Annotated in this window: 17 protein-coding genes; 13 read left to right on the top strand and 4 right to left on the bottom strand. The window is 62.1% G+C overall.

Features of this window, described 5'->3' with window-relative positions:
* Positions 1 to 2: 2 nt before the first annotated feature.
* The 8 genes from ABD842_RS20685 (at position 3) to ABD842_RS20650 (ending at position 9,187) form a co-directional block, all read left to right on the top strand.
* Positions 3 to 902 carry a MerR family transcriptional regulator gene (locus ABD842_RS20685; RefSeq protein WP_345117946.1) on the top strand — a complete coding sequence of 300 codons (900 nt, stop codon included), beginning with the start codon at positions 3 to 5 and terminating at the stop codon, positions 900 to 902.
* Between the two features lie 299 nt (positions 903 to 1,201).
* Positions 1,202 to 1,717: a sigma-70 family RNA polymerase sigma factor gene (locus tag ABD842_RS20680; protein WP_129921141.1), complete on the top strand. Its 516-nt coding sequence runs from the start codon at positions 1,202 to 1,204 to the stop codon at positions 1,715 to 1,717.
* Between the two features lie 178 nt (positions 1,718 to 1,895).
* Complete coding sequence (locus ABD842_RS20675) at positions 1,896 to 3,392, top strand: phytoene desaturase family protein (protein WP_345117945.1); 1,497 nt, start codon at positions 1,896 to 1,898, stop codon at positions 3,390 to 3,392.
* Between the two features lie 165 nt (positions 3,393 to 3,557).
* Positions 3,558 to 4,400 (top strand): phytoene/squalene synthase family protein, encoded by an 843-nt coding sequence (locus tag ABD842_RS20670; RefSeq protein WP_345117944.1) that lies wholly within the window; start codon positions 3,558 to 3,560, stop codon positions 4,398 to 4,400.
* 17 nt (positions 4,401 to 4,417) lie between these two features.
* A complete protein-coding gene (locus ABD842_RS20665; RefSeq protein ID WP_345117943.1) occupies positions 4,418 to 4,930 on the top strand; it encodes a hypothetical protein in 513 nt (170 codons plus the stop codon).
* A gap of 292 nt (positions 4,931 to 5,222) precedes the next feature.
* Entirely contained in the window at positions 5,223 to 6,071 is an 849-nt protein-coding gene (locus ABD842_RS20660; RefSeq protein ID WP_345117942.1) for a 4-hydroxy-3-methylbut-2-enyl diphosphate reductase, read from the top strand.
* 72 nt (positions 6,072 to 6,143) lie between these two features.
* The gene (locus ABD842_RS20655; protein WP_345117941.1) at positions 6,144 to 6,896 is read left to right on the top strand and encodes a fatty acid desaturase; all 753 of its coding nucleotides are present in this window, start codon (positions 6,144 to 6,146) and stop codon (positions 6,894 to 6,896) included.
* Between the two features lie 401 nt (positions 6,897 to 7,297).
* Positions 7,298 to 9,187, top strand: coding sequence for an ATP-binding protein (locus tag ABD842_RS20650; RefSeq protein ID WP_345117940.1), 1,890 nt, complete (start codon positions 7,298 to 7,300; stop codon positions 9,185 to 9,187).
* Here ABD842_RS20650 and ABD842_RS20645 read toward each other — a convergent pair.
* The gene (locus ABD842_RS20645; RefSeq protein WP_345117939.1) at positions 9,153 to 9,893 is read right to left on the bottom strand and encodes a LytR/AlgR family response regulator transcription factor; all 741 of its coding nucleotides are present in this window, start codon (positions 9,891 to 9,893) and stop codon (positions 9,153 to 9,155) included. The two genes, ABD842_RS20650 and ABD842_RS20645, sit on opposite strands and share 35 nt — an antisense overlap.
* A 203-nt stretch (positions 9,894 to 10,096) precedes the next feature.
* On the opposite strand from ABD842_RS20645, the gene ABD842_RS20640 reads away from it, so the two are divergent.
* On the top strand, positions 10,097 to 10,735 hold the full coding sequence (locus tag ABD842_RS20640) for a hypothetical protein (RefSeq protein ID WP_345117937.1): 639 nt from the start codon (positions 10,097 to 10,099) through the stop codon (positions 10,733 to 10,735).
* A 90-nt stretch (positions 10,736 to 10,825) separates the two neighbouring features.
* Here the strand turns inward: ABD842_RS20640 and ABD842_RS20635 are convergent, their stop codons facing one another.
* The 3 genes from ABD842_RS20635 to ABD842_RS20625 all read right to left on the bottom strand — a co-directional run bounded on the left by ABD842_RS20635 (position 10,826) and on the right by ABD842_RS20625 (position 14,157).
* On the bottom strand, positions 10,826 to 11,215 hold the full coding sequence (locus ABD842_RS20635) for a heavy-metal-associated domain-containing protein (protein WP_345117936.1): 390 nt from the start codon (positions 11,213 to 11,215) through the stop codon (positions 10,826 to 10,828).
* Between the two features lie 90 nt (positions 11,216 to 11,305).
* Positions 11,306 to 13,654 (bottom strand): TonB-dependent receptor plug domain-containing protein, encoded by a 2,349-nt coding sequence (locus ABD842_RS20630; protein ID WP_345117935.1) that lies wholly within the window; start codon positions 13,652 to 13,654, stop codon positions 11,306 to 11,308.
* A gap of 68 nt (positions 13,655 to 13,722) precedes the next feature.
* Entirely contained in the window at positions 13,723 to 14,157 is a 435-nt protein-coding gene (locus ABD842_RS20625; protein ID WP_345117934.1) for an HYC_CC_PP family protein, read from the bottom strand.
* Positions 14,158 to 14,715: 558 nt separating this feature from the next.
* Between ABD842_RS20625 and mraZ the strand changes: the two genes are divergently transcribed.
* The 4 genes from mraZ to ABD842_RS20605 are packed head-to-tail and all read left to right on the top strand — an operon-like array spanning position 14,716 to position 19,191.
* A complete protein-coding gene (mraZ, locus tag ABD842_RS20620) occupies positions 14,716 to 15,192 on the top strand; it encodes a division/cell wall cluster transcriptional repressor MraZ (protein ID WP_345117933.1) in 477 nt (158 codons plus the stop codon).
* The gene (gene rsmH / locus ABD842_RS20615; RefSeq protein WP_345117932.1) at positions 15,189 to 16,112 is read left to right on the top strand and encodes a 16S rRNA (cytosine(1402)-N(4))-methyltransferase RsmH; all 924 of its coding nucleotides are present in this window, start codon (positions 15,189 to 15,191) and stop codon (positions 16,110 to 16,112) included. The genes mraZ and rsmH overlap by 4 nt, the downstream gene beginning before the upstream one ends.
* A 2-nt stretch (positions 16,113 to 16,114) precedes the next feature.
* Positions 16,115 to 16,867 (top strand): FtsL-like putative cell division protein, encoded by a 753-nt coding sequence (locus ABD842_RS20610; RefSeq protein WP_345117931.1) that lies wholly within the window; start codon positions 16,115 to 16,117, stop codon positions 16,865 to 16,867.
* Positions 16,867 to 19,191 carry a penicillin-binding transpeptidase domain-containing protein gene (locus ABD842_RS20605; RefSeq protein WP_345117930.1) on the top strand — a complete coding sequence of 775 codons (2,325 nt, stop codon included), beginning with the start codon at positions 16,867 to 16,869 and terminating at the stop codon, positions 19,189 to 19,191. The genes ABD842_RS20610 and ABD842_RS20605 overlap by 1 nt, the downstream gene beginning before the upstream one ends.
* The last annotated feature ends 26 nt before the right edge of the window (positions 19,192 to 19,217 follow it).

Below are 19,217 nucleotides of genomic sequence, written 5' to 3'. Positions count from 1 at the left end.
CGGTGGGACAGTTTTCAATAAGTGACCTGGAAAATATTTCCGGGATCAAGGCGCATACCATCCGCATGTGGGAGCAGCGCTACGGCATCCTGACGCCGGAGCGCACCCCCACCAACATCCGCTCCTACCGCGACGACGACCTGCGGCGCCTGCTCAACGTGGCCACGCTCTGCGGGCAGGGGCACCGGATTTCCAAAATTGCCCGCCTGAGCGAGCAGGAGCTGGCCTCGGCCGTTATTTCCTGCAGTACTGACATCCACGACTATGCCCAGCAGGTAAACTCCCTGCTGGCGGCCATGCTCGACCTCGACGAGCCGCGGCTGTACCGCCTGCTCACCGACGCGGTGCAGCAACTGGGCTTTGAGTCCGCCATTATGCAGGTGGTGTACCCGTTTCTGCAGCGGGTCGGGATTCTGTGGCTAACGGGCAGCGTGCATCCAGCGCAGGAGCATTTGGTAACCAACATTCTGCGGCAAAAGATGCTGGCCGCCACGGATGCCCTGCCCCCGGCGTCGCCCGCGGGGGCCCGCCGCTGGGTGCTGTTTCTGCCCGAAGGCGAGCTGCACGAGCTGGCGCTGCTGTTTATGAACTACGCCCTGCGGGCCCGCGCCCACCATGTGCTGTACCTGGGGCAAAACCTGCCGGCCGAGGAGCTGCTGTCGGTATGCCGTACTTACCATCCTCATGCCGTCTGCACTGTCCTGACGGCCATGCCGGAGCGTGACCAGCTCCAGTCGTTCGTAGATGACCTTGCCCAGCGCTGTCCCGACGCAGCCCTGGTGCTGTATGGCCCCCTGGTTCAGGCCCAACCCAGCCTTGTGCTGCCGCCCCGGGCTGTACGGCCGTACCTGATGACGGATTTTCTGGCACTTGTGGAGCAGCTAGGCCCACAGGCGGAATAATTTTTTTTAGTCCGAAACCCACAGGTTAGGAGGTCCAGCCGGCCCTTCCTGGTTTGCACCGGGCGCAAGGGCGGTGGCGTTCACCGGGCAAATTCCCGGGTTCAACTCCCGGAACGGGAGGCAAGCCGAATTTATGGGGTAATCCGGGGGGAAGCCTGGGCTGGTTCGTACCTTGGCGGCATATTCGTGTACCAACATACGAAGAGCCCGGACCCAGGATTATTTTCGTTCCTACCTTGTCCGTTATCTAAATCTCCTCGTATATTTGTTTAACCTTTTGCCACGAAAAGCTAAACAGTATGACCTCTTTGGAATTCACCGATCAAGTACAAAAGATTTCCTACTCCCTGAAGCCCGTGGCGATGAACCTGACGCGCGACGCGGACGATGCCAAGGACCTGGTTCAGGAAACCTTGCTCAAAGCCATGCTGAACAAAGACAAGTTCAAAGCCGGCACCAACCTGAAGGCGTGGTTGTACACCATCATGCGCAACACCTTCATCAACAACTACAACAAAATCACCAAGCGCAATAGCAATATTGACAGCACGGAGTACTTTCAGTACTTCAATACCGACGAAAACTACATTACTCACAACGGAGCCACCTCGGATTTCGTAGTGACAGATATTAATGAAGCCATTGCCAGCCTCTCAGCTGACTACCGCACGCCGTTCATGATGTACTACATCGGCTACAAGTATCTCGAAATTGCCGAGAAGCTGCAGATTCCGATTGGGACCGTCAAGAACCGCATCCACATTGCCCGTAAGGAGCTGAAAGATGCTCTCAAGGTCTATGCCCCCGGCGTGTAGGGAATAGGGAGAGAGTACAACTTCCGCCCCGGGCGTAGAGCGGGCCGCGAACGACACAGCCGAAAGGTGGTGGCGCCCGCGGCCCGTTTTTTTATGGCCTCCTTTCGGTCCGAGCTTAAAACAAATGCCTAACGGCTACGGATTGTAGCTTGCAGCCTTTCTACCTCATCCGCTTCTTTTGACTACTTCCTCCCCCCAGCACGTTCTGGTTATCGGCGCCGGCTTTGCCGGGCTTTCGGCGGCTACTTCCCTGGCCCAGCGCGGCTACCGCGTCACGATCCTGGAAAAGAATGAAGGCCCCGGCGGCCGCGCCCGGGTGTTCCGGGCCGAGGGCTTCACGTTCGACATGGGGCCGAGCTGGTACTGGATGCCCGGCGTGTTTGAGCAGTACTTTGCCCGCTTCGGCAAAAAAGTAGCTGACTACTACGAGCTGGTGCGCCTCGACCCGTCGTATCAGGTGATATTCAAAGGAGATGACGCGGTAGACATTCCGGCGTCGATGGCCGATATCCGCCGCCTGTTTGAAAGCATTGAGCCGGGCAGCGCGGCCCGGCTGGACGAGTTTCTGCGCCAGGCCCAGTACAAGTACGAAGTCGGCATCAACAAATTCGTGCATATGCCCGGCCGCTCGCTGCTGGAGTTTGCCGACCCGCGCCTGCTGGTCGACGCCCTGCGCCTCGATATCCTGCAGAGCATGCACAAGCACGTGCGGCGCTTTTTTAAGCATCCCAAGCTGTTGCAGCTGGTCGAGTTCCCGATTCTGTTCCTCGGCGCCACCTCCCAGAACACGCCGGCGCTGTACTCGCTGATGAACTACGCCGACCTGGCGCTGGGTACCTGGTACCCCAAGGGCGGGATGCACAAAATTGTGGAGGGCATGGTGCGCCTGGCCCAGGAGCAGGGCGTGACGCTGGAGTACAATCAGGAGGTGCAGCAGATCCGGGTGGAAAACGGCCGCGCCACCGGCGTGCAGACGGCCACCGGCTTCCGCCCGGCCGACATCGTCGTTGCCGGCGCCGACTACCACCACGCCGAGCAGCACCTGCTGCTGCCCGAGTGGCGCCACTACGATGAGGCCTACTGGAATTCGCGCACGATGGCGCCCTCCTCGCTGCTGTTTTACCTGGGCCTGAACAAGCGCGTGCCCAAGCTGGAGCATCACAACCTGTTTTTCGACGAGGACTTCGAGCTGCACGCCCACGAAATCTACGAGGCGCCGCAGTGGCCCAGCAAGCCGCTGTTCTACGTGTCGGCCCCGTCTAAAACCGACCCGACGGTGGCGCCCGAAGGCGGGGAGAACCTGTTTCTGCTCATGCCCGTGGCGCCCGACCTGGCCGACCCCGAAGCAACCCGGGAGCATTACTACCACCTGATGATGGACCGGCTGGAGCGCCACGTGGGCGAAAACCTGCGCGATGCTGTGGTGTACAAGCGCAGCTACGCCCACCGCGACTTTGCGGCTGATTACCACAGCTACAAGGGCAACGCTTACGGCTTGGCCAACACGCTCAAGCAAACGGCCATCCTGAAGCCCACGCTAAAAAGCAAAAAGGTTAATAATCTGTATTTTACGGGTCAGCTCACGGTGCCCGGCCCGGGCGTGCCGCCGTCCCTGATTTCGGGGCAGGTGGTCGCCGGCGAAGTGGAGAAGGAGCAGGGCTCGGCCCGTCGGTAGTAGCTCCCGCCTCGGCCCAGGCGGCGGCATTTATGGCCCGGCGGCCAAACCTGCCGGCCCCGGGCTGGTTTTCTGGGCAGGCCGACTGTTGCGGCAGCTGCCCTCGTATTCTACCGAAGCTGATTTGGTTTCGTACCTTTTCCACCTGAACCTAACCCGCGCCTTTTGGACCACGTTGCTCTCTTTGATCAAACCAGCCTGGCGTGCAGCAAGCTGATTACCAAGCGCTACAGCACGTCGTTTACGCTGGGCATCCGCACGCTCGACCAGCGGTTTCACCTGCCGGTGTACGCCGTGTATGGCTTCGTCCGCTGGGCCGACGAAATCGTGGACACCTTCCACGACCGGGACAAGGCAGCCCTGTTCGCCGACTTCCGCCGCCAGACCTACGAGGCGCTGGAAACCGGTTTCAGCCTGAGTCCGGTGCTGCACTCGTTTCAGCTCATGGTGCACCGCTACGGCATTGATACCGAGTTCATCGAGGCTTTTCTGAAAAGCATGGAAATGGACCTGGAAGACCGCAGCTACCACCAGGGCATGTACGAAGAATACATCTACGGCTCGGCCGAAGTGGTGGGGCTGATGTGCCTGCGCATCTTCTGCGAGGGCGACGCGGTCCTGTTTGACCGGCTGCGCGAGCCGGCCCGGCGCCTGGGTTCGGCTTTTCAGAAAGTGAACTTCCTACGCGACATCCGCTCCGACTACGAGGAGCGGGGCCGCGTGTACTTCCCCGGCGTACAGTACGAGCAGTTCGACGACCGGGTAAAGCGCGAAATTGAAGCCGACATCCGCGCCGACTTCGACGCGGGCTACGCCGGTATCGTGCAGCTGCCGCGGGCGGCGCGCCTGGGCGTGTACCTGGCGTACGTATACTACCTGAAGCTTTTTCACAAGATCCGCCAGCTGCCGGCGGCACGGATTTTGGGTGAGCGGGTGCGCGTGCCCGACAATACCAAGCTGCTTTTATTGATGGGTTCGTACTTTCGTTACCGCCTCCGGGCTATCTGACCACGAAATCTACCCGCGTGAAGCTGCTTCTCACCCTGTTTTTTACCCTTCTTTCCCTCGTGTCCGACGCCACTCCCTATACCACGGCCAACCTGCGCCGCCACTACCAGCTGGCCGCCGCCGATAAGCAGGCCGGCGAAAAATTCTACCAGTTGATGGCCGCCTACACCCGGCAGGAGCCGGTAGTACTGGCCTACAAAGCGGCCGCCGAGGCCATCCGCGCCCGCGACGCATCGATGTTCAACAAGCTGACCTACGTGCAGAATGCCAGCAAGCAGTTTGAACAAGCGGTGAAGCTGGACGCCGACAATGCCGAAATTCGCTTTCTGCGCCTGAGCGTGGAAAGCAACCTGCCTTCGTTTCTGGGTCTTAGCCAGCACGTCGAGCAGGACCGGGAGTTTCTGGTGAAAACGCTGCTGGCTCACCCCGGCTCAGGTATGGATGCCGAATCGTTTGCGCTGGTCCGCTCCTTCATGGTAGAGCGCGGGCACGTGAGCGAAACGGAAGCCCAGCAGATAGGCCGCATCTAGACCTGCCGCCTGCTCGTTTAAAAGAATGGAAAAGCCGCGCCGGAGTTCTGGTACGGCTTTTTTGTTTACTATTTTGGGAGCAAAATCAAAACAAAGTTTCCTTTATCCGGTATTACCTGCACGATAGGCAAAGACTTGAGTGGAAGCGCAGGGGCCGGTCGGCAAGCAGGAGTCTGCCGGGTACGGCCCAGATTCCTGCTTGGCCAAAAACCGTGTCTGCCCTATGTTTCGTAACTTCTGCTTTCTTGAAGCCCATCCGTAACCTTCCGCCCGCTTTCCTGGTTTCCGAGCTATGCCGCACCACCTGAGCGTCCGTATCGACCCCAATTCCGGCTTTTGCTTTGGCGTTATCTATGCTATTCAGATGGCGGAAGACATCCTGGATGAGCAAGGGTACCTGTATTGCCTCGGCGACATTGTGCACAACGATGAGGAGGTGCAGCGCCTGGAGGCCCGCGGCCTGCGCATCATCTGCCACGAGCAGTTTGCCCAGCTGCGGGAAGAGGCCGTGCTGATCCGGGCCCACGGGGAGCCGCCGAGTACCTACCAGATGGCCCTGCAAAACAACCTGACCCTGATTGACGCCTCCTGCCCGGTGGTGCTCAAGCTGCAGAACCGCATCAAAACCAGCTACGATAAGCAGGAGCGGATCTTTATCTACGGCAAGCACGGCCACGCCGAAGTGCTGGGCCTGCTCGGACAGACCAGCGGCAACGCCGTGGTGTTCGAAAACCTGGCGGAACTGCTGAGTCACGAGCTGCCGGCCAACATCACGCTCTACAGCCAGACCACCAAGAGCACCGATAGCTTCTACCGCATCAAGGGCGAGCTGGAGCAGCGCGGCTACCAGATCAACGCCAACGACACGATTTGCCGGCAGGTCAGCAACCGCGACAAGGATTTGCGGCGGTTTGCGGCCCAGTACGACCAGATTGTGTTTGTATCGGGCACCAAAAGCTCCAACGGTAAAGTGCTCTACCAGGTCTGCCAAGAGACGAACCCCAGCACCCACTTTATTTCCAAGGTCGAAGAGCTGCGGGCTGAATGGTTTCAGCCGGGGCAATCGGTCGGCATTTGCGGGGCTACCAGCACGCCACTGTGGCTGATGGAAAACGTGCGCGACGCGCTGCTGGCCCTGTAGCCGAGTGTGCGGCGGGAAAAATGTGAATTTTATGGCTGACGGAGCTGTTTGCTCGTTTTGTTGCCGTTGCGTATGCCCCTGACCCAACCCCACCAGCTTGCTCCGACGCCCTCTAAAGTGGCACCCCAGCCCCTGGGCTCCCGGGGAGTAGTCGTGGCGCTACTGATTATCGGGACCTGGACAGCGTTGCTGGCCTTTGAGCTGGCTTTCTACCGTCCCGACTGGTCTTCGCCCTGGCCGTATCTGTTGGCCCTGCTCCAGACCCACCTGTACACCGGCCTGTTCATCACGGCCCATGATGCCATGCACGGCGTGGTGAGTCCGCACAAGCGGTTGAATAACGCGCTGGGTACTGTTACGGCGCTGCTGTTTGCCTTCAACTGGTTTCCGGGTATGCTGCACAAGCACCACCAGCACCACCGCCACGTGGGTACCGCCGCCGATCCGGACTTCCACGACGGCCGCCACCCCAGCTTCCTGTTCTGGTTTGCCCGCTTTGCCTGGAATTACGTGACCTGGTGGCAGGTCGGCCTGATGGCGCTGACCTACAACCTGCTCAAGCTTGCTTTTCCCATGAGCAATGTCATTGCTTTCTGGATGGTGCCGGCCGTGCTGGCGACGCTGCAGCTGTTCTTTTTCGGGACTTACCTGCCGCACCGGGGCGAGCATCACGCCGACAACCGGCACAAGTCGCGCAGCCAGCTGCGTCACCACCTGTGGGCTTTCGTCAGCTGCTACTTTTTTGGGTACCACTACGAGCACCACGACCAGCCCTACTTGCCGTGGTGGCGGTTGTGGCAGGCGAAGGAAGCTGCCGCACAGTAGCGCCACCAAGGAGCTTACGACGTTATCAAAGGAAATATCAAGGCTTTGCCAGCCAAAGTCCGGTGTTTAGGTAAATATGACTTGTCAGGCATAATCTATATATATTACATTGAATACTGAGGGCCAGTCCCTAAGTCGGGCGGCACCCGGTATGGCCCGCGGCCTTGTCAATGTACTATGCCATGTTGCTGTTTTCGGTGGCGTATGCAGGTTCCGGTTTCCGGCCCTTTAGGTGGCTGGTGGTAGCGGTGTTGCTTGTCCTCGGCGACGCCGCCGGGGCAAAGGCTACTGTTCAGCCAGCTATTCCGGAGCATAGCCACACTGTGCTGGCGGTCCCCACTGCTCTGTTGCCGGTCGCTGGGTCATGCACCGCTGATGATCTGCGGGCCCGGCAGGCGGCTGTGCAGCAAGCTCTGGCTACCCATGAGTCCGCCCGCGTGGCGGCGGCTTACATGGCCTTAGGCAACGTTCAGGTGAGTATAGGTCAGTCTGACCGGGCCCTGCACAGCTTCCGGCGGGCGTTGCGTCTTTACCAGCAGCATAACCACCCGGCGGGAACAGCGCGGGCGCTGCAGCAGATGGGCCGCACGCAGCACATTCAGGGCGATACGGGCCAGGCCCGCCTGACGTATGTACGGGCGCTGTACAGCTTTATGCGCCCGCGTGATCTGGAGGGTACGGCCCAGGTCTATGGGCAGCTGGGTGAGCTGTACCGCAGTCAGCATAACTGGCCGCAAGTTTTAAGCAGCCACGCGCGGGCTTTGAGCGCCTGGCAGCGGCTGGGTCGGCGGCAGGAAATAACGGGTGCCCTAACGGCAATCGGGGAAGCCCATCAGCACCAGCAGCACTATAGTCGGGCATTGTATTATCTGCGGCAGGCGCTCCAGCAAGGAACCCGTATCCGAGATAGTAGCCGTACGGCGGTGGCACTGAGCGGCATTGCGCAGGTCTACCAGGCCGTCGGTAATCAGGAGCTGGCTGCTGCCTACTACACCCGGGCCCTGGCGGCACTGCCGCGGCAGGCGCCACCAGGGCCCCGCGCCCAGGTGCTGCAGGCGCTGGCCACGGCCCGACTGGCGATGGAGCAGCCGGCCACCGCGGAGATTTTGTTGCGCCGGGCTTTGCCTCTGGCCCAGCAACGCCGCTCCAAACCCCTGCTAAGCATCTTGTACCGTACGCTGGCCGATGCGTACCGCCGCCAGGGCAAGTACGCGCAGGCTTTGACGAGCATGACGCGCTATGCTGGGCTGCAGGATACGGTCTTTGCCGAGGAGCGCGCCGCGCAGCGTGCCGAGCTGGAAACGCGGTACGAAAGCGAGAAGAAGGAGCGGGAAATCCAACTGCTGACCAAAGGCCGGCAGCTGCAGCAGGCTACCCTACGCCGCCAGCTGCTCCTGCGTAACATGCTCGGGACCGGAACGTTGCTGCTGCTGGGGCTGGCGGTGGTTTTATACCGTAGCCGTCGGCAGCAGGCGCGCATCAACCGGCTGCTGGAGCGCAAGAATAGGGCTATTAACCGGCAGAAGGAGGAGCTGGGCCGCCTCAACCGGATGAAGGATACGCTGTTTTCGGTTATCTCCCACGACCTGCGCAGTCCGCTTAGCTCGCTGTATTCGCTGCTTTCGTTGCTGAACATGGGCAAGCTGCCGCCCGAGCGTTTGGCCGTGCATTCCGACCGGCTTTCCCGCACGCTCGACAGCACCCTGCGCCTGCTGGATAACCTGTTGAACTGGTCGGCGGCGCAGATGCAGGGCCGCGGCGTACGGCCCGAGCCGCTGCGGCTGGATGCGCTGGTGGACGAGGCCCTGGGGGTGCTGCTCGGCGATGCCGAGCGCAAATCCATTCTGTTTCTCAACCAGGTGCCCGCCGCCTGCCTGGTGCACGCCGACCTTAACATGACGCGTCTGGTAGTTCGAAATCTGGTCAGCAACGCCATTAAGTTTACGCCCGACAATGGCACTATCACGGTGTCGGCCAGCCGGTTGGGCAAGGGGTGGGAGGTGGCCGTAGCCGATACCGGCGTGGGCATTGCCGCGGCTGACCGTGACAAAGTATTTGGGCTGGGCGGGCCCCATTCTACGCCGGGCACGGCCCTGGAGAAAGGCACCGGGCTGGGGCTGCAGCTCTGCCGCGACTTTGTGGAGCGCAACGGCGGCCGGATTTACTTCGAAAGCCAGCCCGGGCGGGGTAGCATCTTCCGGTTTACGCTGCCGGCGGCTAAAGTGGCGCCTGAAGAGCAGCCGGCTGCCCGGATGGCTAGTGTTGTTGCCGCCGAATCAGCGAGCGGTTGACAATCCGCTCCGTTACCCGTTCGCGGTAGGTTTGCCCCAGGGGCAGGGCATGGCCGCCGACCCGCACCTCCATGGTACTGATGGCCTCAATCTGGGCGGCATTGACCAAGTAGGAGCGGTGCGTGCGCACGAACAGCCCCGGTGGTAGCTGCTCCTCCAGGTTTTTCAGGTTTACCAGCGTGAGGTGCGTGCGGCCGTCAGCGGTATTAATCTTGGTGAAGTCTTTCAGCGCTTCGATGTAGAGGACCTCCCGGTAGTGCAGGCGCACAAACTGGGCATCGGTACGAATAAAGAACGAGCCCCAGCCCGCCCGCGTGTCGGCGGCCTCTTCCCCGTTGACCTGGCTGGCGCGCAGAATACTGGCTACTTTGTTAACGGCTTTCAAAAACCGGTCAAGTGAAATCGGCTTGAGCAGGAAATCAATTACGTCCAGGTTGAACCCCTCCATGGCGTACTGCGGGTGCGACGTCATCAGCACGACCAGCGGGGGCTGCTGCAGGGAGCGGACCAGGTCCAGGCCGCTGAGGTGGGGCATGGTTACGTCGGAGAAAAGCACCTGTACATCGTTGGTCAGCAGATAGCGGTGCGCTTCCAGCGGATCGGAGAATACGGCCTTCACATCGAGTATATCCGTCATGGACGCGTAAGCCTGGAGCAGGTCTAGCACGAGCGGATCATCATCGAGTAGCAGGCAGGTGATCTTCATTGCAGGAAGGGTTGCGAGTGACCGGGGTGAATATAAATAATTGCAAATTGATTTGTTCTATTATTCAGTAGGAGAAAATCGATTGCTGCTCGTCTCTGACGCGCTGTCTGCCTACTTACTGCCTGGCTTGCTATACTTTAGCGCTTCATATTCCTGGCAAACAGTTACCTTATACGTACCTCGGCTATACGGGCGCAAACATAATGCCTGACTGCTTTGCGACCCTCTCGTCGCCCTGGTTTCTGCTCCTATCTGCAACATACTTCCTGGCCATGAACCGCTACCCCAAGGCTGCTGCCCCTGCTTTGCCGCCCGTAGTGCTGGGCGTCGACCTTACCATTATCAACCACGAAAGCCTGCGCCGGTCGTTGCACTCCACGCTGACGCCGAGTGCCCGCGCCATCAACCTGCGCATCGACCCCAGCATGGATCTGATTTATCTGTGCGAGGCTATGCTGCCCAATACGTTGCCCTGCTTGGCTACGCTGACCGGCCCCGGCGTGACGGCCGTAACCCTGCGGGCCGCGCATCTGGCTTGGCAGCCCGTGCCGGATCACCCGATCGGGCGGGGAACGGCCACCCTGGCGGCGCTGGAAAGCGGTACCTGCTTCCTGACCGCCGGTAGCCGTAAAGTAGCCGTAGCGTCGTTCTCGAACCGGGCCATCCATGCCACCCGCATCGATATGGAAGTGCAGAGCCGGGCCAACCTGCTGGAGTACCTGCGCACCGATTGGTTCACTCTGGAAATATCGGGCACCAACCATCGGCGCCTTACCCGGCCGCTGGCTTTCAATGCCGTGCTGGAGTTTGACGTGCAGCTCAGCCGAGGAGCGCAGGCCTGAGGGCAAACAATCAAAAAAGCCTCACTGCTGGCAGCAGTGAGGCTTTTTTGGTGGCGAGTCCGGCGAATCAGCACAACCGGGACCAGCGGCTTACTTGGCGCCGTCGGAATGCACGGCGTTGGTTTTCTTGCAGCAGTCCGGCAGCCGGTCGTAGGCCCGGGGCTCGGCGGGCTGGTCGTCGGCGTCGTAGCCGGTGCGCTGCACGGCCGTGCGCAGCACCGCCGCCGACGTCTTATCGGGGCGGTACGCTACGGTGAGCATCTGGGTGGGGACGTCGAGAGTAGCTTCCTGCACGCCTTTTTCGTAGGCCAGCGCCTTTTCCAGGCGGGTTTTGCACATGTCGCACACCGCCGAGGTTTTCATCTGAAACTGCTCGGTGGTCGGGCCTTTTACTTTCGTCTTGGTTTTGTCCTGGGCCCGGACAACCTGGGCTGTAAGCAGCACCAGCAGCGCCAGCAGGAAGGTTTTGAGGGAAATCATAGCGGAGGGAAAAGGTGAAAAGTAAAAGTGGGTCGTCGGCGGCGAGAGACAACCGCTTAACAAAGAGTTTGCCGGAAGATTCGCCTTCGGCTAGTCAATTTTGAAGCGCAGGCCCGCGTAGGTGAGCCGGCCAAACACCGGCCCCCACACCATGGCGGCGTCGAAGTTAGGACCGAAGGGGGCGTCAGCCCCGATAATGGGGGTGCGCTGGCGGTAGTTGGTAACGTTTTCCGCTCCGGCGTAGACCTCGAAGCGCTTGAATGCGCGGGTCGTCTGGACGTTAAACACCGCGTAGCGGGGCGTGTAGGCAAATTCCATGGCCGCGCCGGTACCGTGCAAGTGGTCGAAGGTGCCGGGCACGTGCGCCAGCGGGCGGGGCCCAAACCACTGGCCGGTTACGTCGAAGCGCCATTTGTCGAAAGCCGTGGCGTAGCCAATGTTGGCAAACAGGCGGTGGCGCGGCACCAGCACCTTGGGCAGCAGCTGGTTGTCGTAGGTGGTACGCACATCCAGAAACTTGTAGGCGGCCTTGGCCTGCAGGCCTTTGACGGGCTCCACCTGCACTTCGGCCTGAAAGCTGCGCGAGAAAGACCGGCCGCCGGGCTGCAGGTTGTCAATCAGCAGCTGGGTGGAAGCCGTGTAAGGGTCGGCCACCACCTGGTTCTGGAACTCGGTGTGGTAGTAGTCGGCGACGAACGTGGCCGGACGACCTGCCAGGGTGAAGTACTGCGTAAAGCTGCCGCCGGCATTCCAGGCCCGTTCGGGCTGCAGGTTTCCACCAATGACAAATTCCCGGGAGCTGATCAGCATGCCGGCATTTTCGGCAATGGGGTTAGCGGTCCGGAACCCGCGGCCGGCCGCCAGGCGCAGCACGGTGGTAGGCCGGATATCGTACTTCACGTTCAGCCGCGGGGTCAGAAACCAGCCGTACAGGTTGTGGTAGTCGAGGCGCAGGCCCGTGACGGTGGTCAGGTTGCGGGCATTCTGGTAGGTGTATTCGGCAAAGGCCCCCGGAACCTGCTCCAGCCGGTTGCGGTGCTCGCGCTGGTACTGCTCCTGGGGCGTTTCGATGAGGTAGGGTACGCCGCTTTTATACACCTCACGGTAGTCGTCGCGCAGGAAGCTCAGCCCGGCGCGGTAGGTGTGGGCCGTCGTCCCGATGATGCTCTGAAACAGCAGCGTCGCCAGGGCCGTCTGCTGCTGGCCGTCGTAGGTGCGGACCGACCGGACGGGTCCGGTGCCCCGCAGGTACCCAAACGAGTAGGTAGATGCAAAGTCGTGGGAAGTCCCGCTCAACAGCAGCCCCAGGCTCTGGTAGGGCCGTCCGGGCCAGGTATACGAGGTTTTGGCGTAGCCGGTGTAGCGGTCGGTGCGGCTCATCAGGCCGTAGTGCTGGCGGTAGGCGTCCGCCTCGGTAGCCCGGAAACCCAGCTGCCCGCCCCGCCGGGTTTCGCGCAGCGCCCCCAGCCCAATCTCGGTCACTAGGCCGGTGCCCGACTTATACTTCCACTTGTTGAACAGGTTGTACTGCGTGGCCAGAGGCAAGTCCAGGAAGCCGTCTTGGTTGCGGTCGACGCGGCGGCCGAGGTGGTCGGAATGCAGCAGCAGGGTCGTGCTGACCTTTTTGCCCAGGGGCGTGGCCAGGTTCAGGTTCAGGTCAAATTTGCCTAAGTCGTTGCCATAGACGTTGAACAGCAGCCGCTCCGACTTTTCGGGCTCCTTGAGGCGCACGTTGACCTGGCCCGAAATGCTTTCGTAGCCATTCACCACCGAGCCCATGCCCTTGATGATGTCGATACTCTCGATCCAGGTGCCCGAAAGGTAGCTCAGCCGGTAAGGGGTAGACAGCCCGCGCAGGGCCGGCAGGTTGTCGACCGTGAGCAGGGAATAGGCCCCATCGAGGCCCAGGAGCTGGATCTGCTTGGCTCCGGAAACGGCGTCGGTCGTCGAAACCTCCACCGAAGCGTTGGTTTCGAAGCTTTCGGCCAGGTTGCAGCACGCCGACTTAGCCAGGTCGCGGCTGCTGATCATCTGGGAGTTGGTGGGCGTAAGGGCCGAATAGGTGAGGGCGCGGCCCTCCACTTGTACTTCGCTCAGCTCCTGGGAGCGGCGCAAAGGCACCCGCAGAAAGGTGTTGTCGGTGGCGCCCACCGTGAGCGTATCGGCGCGGTAGCCCAGGGCGCTGATGATGAGGCGGCCGGCAGCGGCGCGGGCGGGGCGAACCAGGGAAAAGGTGCCGGCGTTGTCGGTCGTCGTCGCGGCATTGGGGGAGGCCTGCAGCCAGCGCACTACGGCACCCGGCACCGGCGCGGCCGCGCCGGCATCGGTTATCTGGCCCCGGACCGGGGCAATGAGGTTGGCCTGGGCCAGCGCGGCGGGGCTGCTCAGGCCACCAAGGCCCAACACGCAAAGCAGACGGGCCTGGGATGAGAAGTGCATAACGGGGGAGTTAAAGTTGTTTTCCGTGAAAAACGGACCCTTTGGGGTCCAACGCGCACAGAAAAGCTCTACACTACCAAGGTGCACCCAAACGCCAGCAGTGCCCGGCCGCTGCGGGGTGGGGGCGAAGAATCGGAGGAGTGCCAGCGGGCCAGCGGTGCCCGTAGCAGCTCCGGGGTGGCGGGCTGCCAGCGCCACTGGGGCACCAGCGCCACGAACGGGACTGCCAAGTGCTTGACCCAGAGTAAGTCCGGGGAAGTGGCGTCGAGCTTGTGGAAGTGGGCGCTGAAGTCGCAGCAGACGCTTTTGAGCTGCGCCTGGGCGTATTGGGCAGCCATTTCAGGAGCCGGGCAGCCGTGCCGCGGCGTCGAGAAGATAACCTGCGCGCTGGTGTGCCCGCTGCTGCGGCAGGTGTGCTGCTGCACTGTAAGCCCGACCGAGGTGGTCAGGACCAGCAGAGCCAGCAAGCTACTGAACAGCCGATGCAGGAGGGGGCGCTTCACAGCCGTAAAGATACGACGCGCTCCGACAACGGGGGCTTATATTCCGAGCGGGAAGGTGCCGAATACGGGAGTATAGCCAGGTACTCGGTCCAGGCTTTGAAACCGTTGCCCCGGGCCAGTTGGCGGTTAGCAACATTCTATGGATCAGGAGCCTTCAGCCAGCTTCACCCGCCCAACAGCACGGTCTTCATCGGCCAGAATGGGGCCTGCCTCGCCCAGTCTGAAATCCAGCCGTTTGACGTGCCGGCGGCCGGTACTGTCGCAGGCCGCCGAAGTGGGGCAAGGCCGCCTGACCCCGCCCCGGAATCCCTTCGGGGGCAGGACCCACCCGGGCTTTCAGCAGCGGGCTGACATTTTGGCAAAAGACCGTCCGGGCTTTACCACTTTTTCCTCAGGTGGGCCTGGAGCTTTGCTTTTTTTGCTTAAAAAACGCCCTCATTGGTTGAAAAGGCGGTTTTTGCGTAGTGGTAGAAAATGGTAAATCGTGGTTGCCTTTTCGGAGTCAATGCGTACTTTTGCTATCATCCGTTACCTGAGCTTTGCTCGCAGCCCTTGTCCATGCCCCTTCTCTCCGGCGAATATGAATGCAAGCTGGACCCGAAAGGGCGCCTGGTGCTGCCCGCCAAGGTGAAGGGAAATCTGCCCGAGGCCTCCGGCAACCAGCTGGTGCTGGTGCGCGGCTTCGAGCCCTGCCTGGTGCTGTACCCGCGGGAGGCCTGGCAGGTGATTCACGACAAGGTGATGGCCCTCGACGAATTCAACGAGGAGTACCGGCAGTTTCAGCGCAACTTCTTTCGGGGCATGACCGAGGTAGAGCTCGATAACATTGGCCGCTTCATGCTGCCGCGCACCATGCTGCGCTACTCGGGCATCGAGAAGGAAGCCATCATCGTGGGCCTGGGCAACCGCTGCGAAATCTGGGAGCCGGACAAGTATGAGGAGTACCTCATCAAAGATCAGCAGAGCTTCTCGAAGCTGGCCCAGAAATTTTTGACCAACGAAACTCCGCCGCTCGGCGGCACCCTCGCCGCATGAGTGAGTTCTTGAACGATACCGCCTACCACCGGCCCGTGATGCTGGCCGAGTGCCTCGAAGCGCTGGATATGCGCCCCGACGGCCGCTACGCCGACGTCACCTTCGGCGGCGGCGGCCACTCGGCCCGGATGCTGGAGCGCCTGACCACCGGCCACCTCTACAGCTTTGATCAGGACGCCGATGCCGAGGCCGAAGCCGCCCGCCTGGCCCGGCCGCAGTTTACCTTCATCCGCGCCAACTTCCGCGACCTGCACGACGAGCTGGCCCGCCATGGCGCGCTGCCCGTCGATGGCCTGCTGGCCGATCTGGGCGTGTCGTCGCACCAGTTCGACACGCCGGCGCGCGGCTTCAGCACCCGCTTCGACGGCCCGCTGGACATGCGCATGGACCCCGAGGGGCCGCGCACGGCCGCCGACATCGTAAACGAGTATCCGGCGGCCGACCTGCACCGCATCTTCGGCATGTACGGTGAGGTGACCAATGCCCGTACGCTGGCCAACACGCTGGCCACAGCCCGGCGCGGCCAGCCCATTCAAACCATTGGGGAGCTGAAAAAAGCCATGCAGAGCTGCATGCCCAGGGGCAAGGAAAACAAGTATTTGGCCCAGGTATTTCAGGCTCTGCGCATTGAGGTGAACGATGAAATGGCGGCCCTGCAGCAAATGCTGGAGCAGACGGCCCAGGTATTGCGCCCCGGCGGCCGGCTGGTGGTCATGTCGTACCACTCGCTCGAAGACCGGCTGGTGAAGAACTTTATGGCGAAGGGCAAATTCTTCGGCGAGGCCGAAAAGGACCTCTACGGCCATACCCACCAGCCCTTCGACGTGCTCACGCGTAAGCCCGTGGAAGCGTCGGCCGAGGAAGTAGCCCTGAACAGCCGCGCCCGGAGTGCCAAGCTGCGCATCGCAATCAAGAACTGACCATGGCTACCAACACCATCAAGCCCACTGCTGCCCCGCCGCCCCGCGCCAATGTGCCCCGGGAGGTAGTGCCGCCCGTGCCGGTAGCGGAGCCGGAGTACGCGGCCGTCGCCGAGCCGGCGCCCAAAGCCCGGCCCGAGCCGGTGGCCCGGGCGCCAAAAGCTGAGAAAGTCGCTCCGCGCAGCGCCTGGAGCGTGTTCTCGGTACTGGAGCGCTTCACCCGCATGGACGTGCTGTTTCGCGAAGGCCTGCCGGTGCACTACCTGCCGCACGTGCTGTTCATCATGGTCTTGACGCTGGTCTACATCGGCAACACCCACTGGGGCAACCGCATGAACCGCAGCATTCAGAAGCTGCGCCTCGAAACCGAAGACCTGCGCGCCGACTACACCACCCTGAAATCGGACTACATGGAAGCCAGCAAGCAAAGCGAGGTGGCCCGCAAGGTGGCCGCCTACGGGCTGGTGGAAAGCTCCTCGCCGCCGTTCCGCATCAGCGTGCCCGCCGGCCGCCTCGACGAGGCCGAGCTGGACCTGATTCCGGTGGTCAACGCCGACTCGCTGGCCGCCCTCGCGGCCCGCGACTCGGCTGCCACCGCCGACTCGGTGCCGGCACTGCTGCCCGCCCGCCGGGCCCGCACGGTGGAGGCCCCGCAAGCGACCCCGAAGCCGCGAGCTGCCGCCAGGAAAACGACCCGGAAGAAGCCGGCCCGGGCGGCAGCACAATCTAAAACCACTTCCAAGCAGCCCCGCTAATGAAAGGAAGCGTCAAAAAATCCATCGTTACCCGCGTCCGGCTGGCGTTTCTGGGCGTGTGCCTGTTTTCGTGCGCCGTCGTGTGGAAGGTGTCGCGCATCCAGTTCAAGGAGGGCGCGCGGTGGAAGTCGCTGGAGCAGGAGCGGCGCGTGGTGTACCAGCCCGTGTTTGCCACCCGCGGCATGCTGCTGTCGGACAATGGCAGCATCATGGCCACCTCACTGCCGTTTTACCGCGTAGCCTGGGACCCGAGCGTGGTGGACGACAAAACCTTCCGGGCCGGCAGCGACTCGCTGGCGCTGCTGCTGTCGCGCTTCTTTGGCGACCGGAGCCCGCAGGAGTATCTGCGCAAGCTCAAGAATGCCCACAACCCGAAAGCGCCGGTGCGCTACGTGCGGCTCAACTCGCGGCAGATCAACTACCAGGATAAAAAGCTGCTGGCCCAGTGGCCCATCTTCCGGGGCGGCAAAAACAAGGGCGGCGTCATCTTCGAGAAGGTCGACAAGCGCTTCCGGCCCTTCGGCGGCCTGGCCCAGCGCACCATCGGCTTTCTGAACGAGGACAAGAACGGCGCGGGGCTGGAGTTTACCTACAACCGCCACCTGGCCGGCAAAGACGGCGAGGCCCTGTTTGAGCGGCTCCCCGGCGGCAACAAGCCCATCTACGACGGCACCGAAATTAAGCCCCAGCCCGGCTTCGACGTGAAAACCACGCTCGACATCAACCTGCAGGACGTGGCCGAAAATGCCCTGCTCAAGTCGTTGGTGGCCAACCGGGCGGCCTACGGCTGCGTGATTCTGATGGAAGTGCAGACCGGCGAAATCAAGGCCGTGGCCAACCTGGGCAAGGTGGCCGACGGCGTGTACCGCGAGGACTACAACTACGCCATTGCCGACCAGGGCCGCACCGAGCCGGGCTCTACCTTTAAGCTGGCCTCGATGATGGCGCTGCTGGAAGAATTCCCGGAAATCTCGCTGGATGATACCGTGAACACCGGCCGCACCGGCTCCATGCGCATTGCCGGGGCGGTCAAAACCGATACCCACGCCTACGGGCGGCTGTCGGTGAAGCAGGTGATTCAGAACTCGTCCAACATCGGCGTGGCCAAGCTGGTCAACGACCATTTCTCGGCCAAGCCCGACAAGTACACCGACTACCTGAAGAAATTCGGCCTCGACAAGCCGCTGGGCTTCCAGATGGCGGGCGAGGCCCGGCCCTACGTGAAAGACCCCACGGACCGTTCCTGGAGCCGCACCTCGCTCAGCACCATGTGCATCGGCTACGAGCTGAAGCTGGCCCCGCTGCAGACGCTGGCCTTTTACAACGCCATTGCCAACAACGGCGTGAAGGTGCAGCCGATGATTGTGAAGGAAATCCGCCAGGCCGACAAGGTCATCGAGCAGTTTGAGCCCCAGGTGCTGATTGCCAAGATCTGCTCCGACGCCACGCTGGTCAAGCTGCGGGCCATGCTGGAAGGCGTGGTCGAGGAGGGCACGGCCAAGGCCATCAAAACTGCCGACTACTCCATTGCGGGCAAAACCGGCACGGCCTGGAAATTCAAGAACGGCCGCTACACCAAGATGTACTCGACCAGCTTCTGCGGCTACTTCCCGGCCGACAAGCCCAAGTACAGCTGCATCGTGGTGGTCGATTCGCCGATCGGGGCCAACTGGTCGGGGGCCCAGACGGCGGCCCCGATTTTCCGGGAAGTGGCCGACAAGGCCATGGCCCGCGACAATGCCAGCCAGCGCCCCCTGCTGGCCCGGGCCCCGCTGAACAAGTCGCGCGTACCGTCGGTGCGCGCCGGCCTGCAGGATGAGCTGACGCTGGTGTGCCAGAAAATGGGCGTCACCAGCCAGAGCCAGGTTTCCGGCGACGACTGGGTGCGCGCCGCCACTACCGATTCCAATGCCAAAGCCGTGGAGTGGCAGCCGGTGGCCGTGCGCCCCGGCCGCGTCCCCGACGTTACCGGCCTGACGCTGCGCGACGCGCTGTTTCTGCTCGAAAACCGCGGATTGCGGGTACGGGCCGTGGGCAATGGCCGCGTGCGGCAGCAGTCGGTGGCAGCCGGCAGCGCCCTCCGGCGCGGCGCGGTGGTGGTGCTGGTGCTGGAAGCCATTGGCACCAAGCCCGCCGCCCCTACGCCGGTAGCCATGCCCGCCTCGACCAAGCTGGCGGAAAACAAGCTGATAACGCCCGTGGAAGCCGACCCGACCCAGGCTCCGGCCAGGCCGCTGAAGCCGGCCAAGCTGAAACCCCAGCCCCAGCAGGCCGCCGCCAAGCCGCGCCCGAAGCCTCAAGGATTGAGCGTCAGCCGCAGCTAACTACCCGATTTGTCTTTCCCTGATTG

The sequence above is a fragment of the Hymenobacter algoricola genome (assembly GCF_039539525.1).
GTDB lineage: Bacteria > Bacteroidota > Bacteroidia > Cytophagales > Hymenobacteraceae > Hymenobacter > Hymenobacter algoricola.
Note: the sequence above shows the minus strand (reverse complement) of the source record. Positions and strands in the feature narration are given on the sequence as shown.

What these genes read in the sequence shown, in the direction of transcription:
- rsmH (WP_345117932.1), top strand. Translation starts at nt 15,189, where the DNA reads ATGAGTGAGTTCTTGAACGATACCGCCTACCACCGGCCCGTGATGCTG.
- mraZ (WP_345117933.1), top strand. Translation starts at nt 14,716, where the DNA reads ATGCCCCTTCTCTCCGGCGAATATGAATGCAAGCTGGACCCGAAAGGG.
- ABD842_RS20680 (WP_129921141.1), top strand. Translation starts at nt 1,202, where the DNA reads ATGACCTCTTTGGAATTCACCGATCAAGTACAAAAGATTTCCTACTCC.
- ABD842_RS20660 (WP_345117942.1), top strand. Translation starts at nt 5,223, where the DNA reads ATGCCGCACCACCTGAGCGTCCGTATCGACCCCAATTCCGGCTTTTGC.
- ABD842_RS20635 (WP_345117936.1), bottom strand. Translation starts at nt 11,215, where the DNA reads ATGATTTCCCTCAAAACCTTCCTGCTGGCGCTGCTGGTGCTGCTTACA.
- ABD842_RS20605 (WP_345117930.1), top strand. Translation starts at nt 16,867, where the DNA reads ATGAAAGGAAGCGTCAAAAAATCCATCGTTACCCGCGTCCGGCTGGCG.
- ABD842_RS20645 (WP_345117939.1), bottom strand. Translation starts at nt 9,893, where the DNA reads ATGAAGATCACCTGCCTGCTACTCGATGATGATCCGCTCGTGCTAGAC.
- ABD842_RS20640 (WP_345117937.1), top strand. Translation starts at nt 10,097, where the DNA reads ATGCCTGACTGCTTTGCGACCCTCTCGTCGCCCTGGTTTCTGCTCCTA.
- ABD842_RS20630 (WP_345117935.1), bottom strand. Translation starts at nt 13,654, where the DNA reads ATGCACTTCTCATCCCAGGCCCGTCTGCTTTGCGTGTTGGGCCTTGGT.
- ABD842_RS20655 (WP_345117941.1), top strand. Translation starts at nt 6,144, where the DNA reads ATGCCCCTGACCCAACCCCACCAGCTTGCTCCGACGCCCTCTAAAGTG.
- ABD842_RS20610 (WP_345117931.1), top strand. Translation starts at nt 16,115, where the DNA reads ATGGCTACCAACACCATCAAGCCCACTGCTGCCCCGCCGCCCCGCGCC.